We start from the raw sequence: 3,309 nt of genomic DNA, 5'->3' as shown, positions 1-3,309 counted from the left end.
GGGCTCCTCTTCTGCAGCGAATGGCGAATGCAGGGGATCGTCTCGAACATCTGATTTCTGACACTCAGCGGCTCCAGAAACCAGCGGGCCACGGGACCCGGACCTTGCCCTCCGACACCGAGTACAGCCATTTTCCCGTGGCGCAAGACGTCTTTCAGCAGCGAGGTAGCCGACCAGCAGATCCAGATGACTTCGATCAAGAGCAGGAAATGCGGGCCCGATATGCGTGGCGGGCGGCGGGGTGGCGGGTCAGCTCCATCTGCGCGCGGACAGCGCCCAGGCCACGCAGGTAAGACAGGGGCCGGGACCCGGCCGCCCCCGAGGGTGAACCCGCAGATCACGGCCGGCCGTAGGAACAGAAAGGCCAGAAGGGGCCGATACAGCGCAGCCCGCCCCAGCCCCTTCTTCCGCATCCGTCCACACTCTGGAGCCGCTGGTGTCCACTCCCCCTCCATTCCCCTACAACACCCGCGCGTCCGATCCCCACCGTGCCTTATCGCAAGCGCCATCGGAAACCACCGACGCGACGATGAACGACACCGACACGTCCCACCCTCCGTACTCTCGTGGTCCTTCACAAGCACCATCGGAAGCGAGCAGCTACGACTTCCTCGCCGCCGCGATGAGGGACGACAACGAAGCGTTCAGCCCTCCGTATGACCGTGGCTTCTCACAAGCACCATCAGAAGCACCATCGGAAGCATCGGAAGCGGAAAGCGACTTCCTCGCCGCCGAGATGATGAACACCAGCACGTACGACCCTCCGTATGACCGTGGCCTCTCACAAGCACCGTCGGAGGGCGAGGAATCACTGTTCGGTTCGTTCCCTCCCTCCCCCCGCCCGTATTGGACGGGTAAGCGCGGGTCCTCGGCAGCGCGCTCTCCCCGAACGTCGTCCACCGCGCACTTCAACCCCTACGACCCGTCCTGGCGGACCCGGTCCGTCACCCCCGCCGATTCACTCTTCACCACGCCCGCCGGCTCACGATCCACCACTCCCGCCGCCGGCTCACCCTTCCGTACTCCCCCGGTGGCACCCGGGCTCCAAGGCCTTGCTCTCCCGCCCCTGCCACCCCCACAACCCAGAACAGCCCCCGGAAGCCTCCCCAACCCCACACACAGCCCATACCCTGCCGCCGGCCCCACACCCCGCCCACCAGCAGGCCCGGCCCACACCCCCGCCCCTCCCCCACGACAACCCAGCGTCATCGACGTCGACATGTTCGACGCCATGTACATCCCCCGCGAAACCAGCGGCCCGGTCCCCGATGACCTCCTCGCCGTCAAGGACCTACCCTTCCACGGCCACAAAGCCCCCTACGCCCCCTTCGTCCGCTCCGGGCTCTCCCTCTTCGTCAGCGACCAGCACAAACAGTTCCGCGAAGAACTCCTCAAGAAACTCGCCAACCCGGTCAACTGGGGCGTGACCTACGCCCAAGTCCACCACTACGCCCAAACCAAAGGAATCAACCTCACCCCACACGACATCAACGAACTCCGCACACACACCCTGCCCCCCGCCCTAACCGCGGCCTACGCACAAGCCGAAGCCCGAGCGCAAGCCCGAGCCGAAGCCCGAGCCGCCCGAGCACAAGCCCAAGCCGAAGCCCGAGCCCGAGCCCGAGCCAGGACGGAAACCCGAGCTCAAGCCCAGGCACTAGCCCCAGCCGGGGCAGCACGGAATGGTGGCGAGAGTGCGCGGCCAAAGCGCATCAGGCGCACAGCCGAGGAATGGGCGGCCGCGATACGGGGTCTGCTCGAAAAGGACATCACCGACAGCTACAAGAACCCCCGCCTCCCCGCATCGAACGTGAAGGTGGGCAAGGCTCCCATCGGCAAGCGTCTGGCCGCGGCGGCATGCAGGCTAGAAAACAGCAGGCCACATACCGTTCTGTCAGATGAGGAGGCCGAGGCGCTGCGGGCGATGGACCTGGAAAGTTTCCTCGTCCAGGTGGACAAGGGATGGGTGCTCGCCGAAGGTGCTGATGCGCGACAGAGGATTAAGCGACGCACGTCCGAAGAATGGGCGGCCGCGATACGAGGTCTGCCCGAAGAGAGCATCACTGACAGACACAGAAACCGCCGCCTTCCTTCACAGACAGTGAAGGTAGGTGAGGTTCCCATCGGCAAGCATCTGCACGATGCGACACGGAGGCATGGGGACGGTACTCCGCTTTTGTCTCTGAGTTCTGAGGAGTGCGCTGCGCTGCAGGCCAGGGGCCTGGAGAGTTTCCTCGTTCAGGTGAAGGGCAAATGGGCATTGGACAACAATCCCGTGCAACGCGATGCCGAGCCATCGCCCCAGGGAGTAGGGCCCTCGCGGGCACAGGACGGCTTCCGCGCCACGGCTGTGTTCCCGCTCGGGAACACAACTCTGCCCCGCACCCACATCACAGCCTCCCAGCCACAGCCCCCATCACTCTGGCACACCACGGCATCCACCTCGTACTCCCACCACCCCATGCCCCTCACCGTGGCAGCAGCCGCCGGCCAAATCCCACCCAGCCCCACCTCCCCCCACCCACACCCACACCCCTCACCCGAACACGCCGGACCACCCGCAACACCCACACCGACCAAGGACCGAGCCGCCGGTAAACAGCCCCCCCTCCCCCAGCGGGCCGTGACGGCGCAACCTCCACAGCTCACGCCAGGAGAGATGATAGGCATCGAGCAACAGCGTCCGGGGCTGCGCAGTCACTGCACAGCCCCGGGGCGGGCAAGGGGTTCGGTTCCTTGAGGGCCTGGACCTCGCGAACGTCGGTGGTGAATGCGCGCTCGCGGACCTCGGTGACGTCCGGTGTCAGCTGCGCACCCGACGACGCGTGCCCCCGAGCCGCGCATGCGGATCTACCACCAGGCCGGCCGCCTCGCCCCGACACTCCCGAATCCGATACCCCCGCCTCGACACGTCATCGCCCTGGACGGCGGCCTTCACCCTCGCTTGCGACCGGCTCGCACCTGGGTCCGCAGCTTCCAGCCCGGCGGGCCTTCCCGCGCTCGAGCCACGGCGGTGTGGCAGGGACGGGACCGGCCGGCTGGGGAGGTGAACCGGCAGATCACGGTCGGCCGTAGCTACAGAAAGGCAAAAGGGGCGGATACCACGGAGCCCGCCCCAGCAATCCGCATCCGTGCACCGTCTGGAGCCATCGGTGACCACTCCCCCGCAGCCCTCCCGCCCCACCGGCGCGTCCGGTCCCCACCGTGACTTATCGGAAGCACCATCGGAAACGGAAAGCGACTTCCTCCTTGCCGCGATGGAGGACAACCCCAGCGCGTACGGCTCTTCGCGCGACCGCGGTTCTTCAC

At 66.6% G+C, this 3,309-nt stretch carries 2 protein-coding genes; one reads left to right on the top strand and one right to left on the bottom strand.

All coding sequences use genetic code 11. The features are described 5' to 3' along the window. The coding region (locus ACH4C6_RS36270; protein ID WP_398112829.1) for a hypothetical protein at positions 1-200 on the bottom strand (200 nt) is incomplete at its 3' end. Between the two features lie 1,019 nt (positions 201-1,219). Here ACH4C6_RS36270 and ACH4C6_RS36265 point away from each other — a divergent pair. Continuing rightward, entirely contained in the window at positions 1,220-2,740 is a 1,521-nt protein-coding gene (locus ACH4C6_RS36265) for a hypothetical protein (protein ID WP_398112828.1), read from the top strand. Positions 2,741-3,309: the final 569 nt, after the last annotated feature.

It is taken from the genome of Streptomyces sp. NPDC017943 (assembly GCF_044328425.1).
Taxonomy (GTDB): domain Bacteria; phylum Actinomycetota; class Actinomycetes; order Streptomycetales; family Streptomycetaceae; genus Streptomyces; species Streptomyces djakartensis_A.
Note: the sequence above shows the minus strand (reverse complement) of the source record. Positions and strands in the feature narration are given on the sequence as shown.